Origin of the sequence: Romboutsia sp., assembly GCF_035470145.1 — a bacterium.
GTDB lineage: Bacteria > Bacillota > Clostridia > Peptostreptococcales > Peptostreptococcaceae > Romboutsia_D.
This window is the reverse complement of the sequence record NZ_DATIRC010000274.1, coordinates 1-3353: the sequence shown is the minus strand read 5'-3', so window position 1 is coordinate 3353 and position 3353 is coordinate 1. Positions and strand designations below refer to the sequence as shown.

The window sequence follows — 3353 nt, the reverse complement described above, 5'->3', positions numbered from 1 at the left end:
ATGTATTATCTTCATACCCTTTTATATAGCCTGCTTTTATGCCTATACATACATCATTATAGAACCAATTTGAAGTATTAACATCATTAAAGTTTTCACTTCCTATTTGTGTAAAACCACATACTTTATTAACTATTTTTACAAATTCTGCTCTTGTTATTGGATTATCTGGTCTAAATGTACCATCTTCATATCCACCAATATATCCCTTAGATGCAAAATCTTCTATACTAACTTTTGCCCAATGATTTTGTATATCACTAAATCCTAAAGTGCCTATAGTATTTTTTAAATAATTTTCTATTCCATTTGCTATAGCCGTTGCTAACTTATCTTGATAATAAGGATCACTCAATTTAGCTGATTCTTGTTGGTTAGATATAAATCCACATTCAGCTAATGCTGATGTCATACTTGTTTCTCTTAAAACAGCAAAATTAGCAGTTTTAACACCTCTATTGGTAGCTCCAGTTTCTTTTATTAGATTATTTTGTATACTTTCAGCATATGGTTTATGTGTAGTTTTATCTGTATGATAGAAAGTTTCTATTCCGTTTGCCGTAACATTATCTGCTGAATTTTGATGTATAGAAACGAATACATCTGCTCCATAATCATTTGCAAGTCTTGCTCTTTCGCTTAGTGCAAGATATACATCCGATGTTCTACTCATTCTAACTTCAATGCCCTTTGATTCTAGTTTATTTCTGACCTTTGTAGCAACTTGTAGATTTAAATCCTTTTCAGCATTTCCAAATCCTAACGCTCCACTATCAGAACCCCCATGACCAGGATCAATAAATACTTTATAATAATTTCTACTAACTTGACTATACTCTGCAATTACGTTACTTCTTTGAAGAGTAGTGTTTAGATTAACTTTTTCTTCAGGTACATAGATTTCTATTATGTGTACCTTATCTCCTATTTTATATGTTAAAAATACAGTTCCTGGATTAATAGGTTTGATTATATGATTCTCGTTCATCTGCACAGTTGTATTATTTGATAAACTATAACCTACATATTTAGAACAATCCAGACTTTCTCCCATCCTTAATGAGATTCCATTTTCTATAACTATGTCTTTTTTATCATATTTGTTTATAATTGAAACAAATTCATTTTCTATACTATTATCAGCATATGATATAGCTGTTTTTGATAATATAGGTAACATTAAAAATAAACTTATTATTAACATATTTATAATTATTTTTTTATTTATCTCTCTAATCACGCCTCTCTCTCCTTTTTTTGTTTTTTATACATTATTTTATTATATATACTATAATAACACAAAATTCTTAATAAACTAAAGATTTTCGACAAATTTTTTATCGTGTATCATAAATGTTTCTAATAACTATTCAAGTTTAAACATCACTCTAATAAAGTAAAAATAGCTACCTTTATGACAATGCCTATAAATAAAAAATAAATTCCTCCTGCACCCATATAACCTTTTTCTACTATACCTTCAACACTACCTTTAGCCCAAATTGATACTTGATTTTTATCTTTATAATTATTTAATTTATCATAATTTATATCTGCAATCTTTTTATAATTTAAAATCATAACAGCAGCTTCTTACCTTGTTAAAAAATCATTCGGTTTAAACTCTAATAATGATTTACCATGGCAAACTCCATTAGTTTTTTAACTGTATTATTTATAAATTCGTCCATATATTTATACTAACGTCTTTTCAACATCCAATATTTATTCATATCCTTAAATTTATCCAATAAAAAAAGACGTTAAATATTTAACGTCTTTTTTTAACTTCTATTTCATTATATTATTTTACCTAGATTATCTATAGAACATCTAATGATGTTGTACTTGAAGTTGAGTTTGTATTTGTATCTGTATTTGTATTCGTGTCTGTATTTGTATCTGTATTCGTGTCTGTATTTGTGTCTGTACTTGTATTTGTACCATTTACAGTTATATTTATTGTACTATTATTACTTGTTGTATCTGTGTTTGTTGTCTGATCTTGTTGCTGCTGTGCTTGCATTTGAAGTTGTGCTTGTATATGTTCTTGAAGTTGCACTTGAAGTTGCGTTTGTGCTTGAAATTGTGCTTGTATTTGTTCTTGAAGTTGCGCTTGAAGCTGCGTTTGTGCTTGAAGTTGTGCTTGCATTTGTGCTTGTGCTTGATATTGTGCTTGAAGTTGCGCTTGTATTTGCGCTTGTATTTGTGCTTGTGCTTGAAGTTGTGCTTGTATTTGAAGTAACAGTTCGATTATATTATAATCACAGTGAGGATTTTTCTTACATTCACAATGGAAATTTTTATTACATTCACAATGGGAATTTTTATTATACTTATACTCAGCCATTAATATTCCTCCTATATATTTAATATAGACTAATTATATAGCCTTTCAATATAATATGAATAAAACGATAAAAGGTTACACAAATACAAAAAAACTACAAATATTTTTAAATAATATTTGTAGTTTTTTATATTTAAATATTAAGTTATGACGTAACGAATCGTTACGCCATAGTTTTTTGATATATTCTACTCTAATATTTCATCTTATCAGGTATAACCCCTCTTACGCCACCTTTAGGACACTTTGTATCTCCTATATACCTAGGTATCAAGTGAACATGTACATGCATAACAGTTTGTCCAGATACTTGACCACAGTTTACTCCAATATTGTATCCATCTGGTGAGTATTTTTCATCAAGTAGATTTTTTGCTTCGTCTATAAGTTCAAATATAGCTTGTCTTTCTTCTTTTGTTATATCGAAAAAGTCTTTTACGTGACGTTTAGGTATGAATAGCATGTGCCCTTTATTTACTGGAAATTTATCAAGTATAGCAAATGCTAGTTCATTTTCTAGTATGTAATCTTTAATTTCACAAAATATACAATTCATAATTTTCTCCTTATAAAGATTTACCAACTATCTACCTTGTTAATATAATAAGTAAATCTAAATTTTAATAATTTAAAATATGATTTATTTGATTTATATCTTTTATTTCCTCATTAAATTTTATATCACCATTATCTAAAATTTTTATAAAATCTTTCCCTATGTAAAAGCCTTCTTTTTCTTTTCTTAATTTAATTCCCTTACTTTCACTAATCTTTTTCAACACCTTATAGACTTCAATTTCTTTTCTATTTTTCAAGTAAAGTTCATGCATTGTAGTCGCATTTTTTAATAAGTATAAGGTAGTATAGTTCACTACAATTGGTCCATATTCAACACTAGAAATAGGTCCAACTTTTTCAAATTCATTCGTTTCAAATCTTATATAAGCTTCTTTTTCCTTATTAATATCACATTTTAACTCAATACAACTTCCTCTTTTATATT

General features: G+C 27.6%; 5 protein-coding genes. All 5 read right to left on the bottom strand.

All coding sequences use genetic code 11. The features are described 5' to 3' along the window. Positions 1 to 1240 (bottom strand): N-acetylmuramoyl-L-alanine amidase (locus VLM92_RS11410; protein ID WP_325276460.1); only part of this gene is annotated, 1240 nt, incomplete at its 3' end. A gap of 143 nt (positions 1241 to 1383) precedes the next feature. Next, entirely contained in the window at positions 1384 to 1581 is a 198-nt protein-coding gene (locus VLM92_RS11405; protein WP_325276459.1) for a hypothetical protein, read from the bottom strand. Between the two features lie 241 nt (positions 1582 to 1822). After that, positions 1823 to 2350 carry a hypothetical protein gene (locus VLM92_RS11400; RefSeq protein WP_325276458.1) on the bottom strand — a complete coding sequence of 176 codons (528 nt, stop codon included), beginning with the start codon at positions 2348 to 2350 and terminating at the stop codon, positions 1823 to 1825. A gap of 193 nt (positions 2351 to 2543) precedes the next feature. Continuing rightward, positions 2544 to 2906, bottom strand: coding sequence for an HIT family protein (locus VLM92_RS11395; protein WP_331681751.1), 363 nt, complete (start codon positions 2904 to 2906; stop codon positions 2544 to 2546). Between the two features lie 64 nt (positions 2907 to 2970). Continuing rightward, on the bottom strand, positions 2971 to 3353 hold a 383-nt coding region (locus VLM92_RS11390; protein ID WP_325276457.1), incomplete at its 5' end, for a hypothetical protein.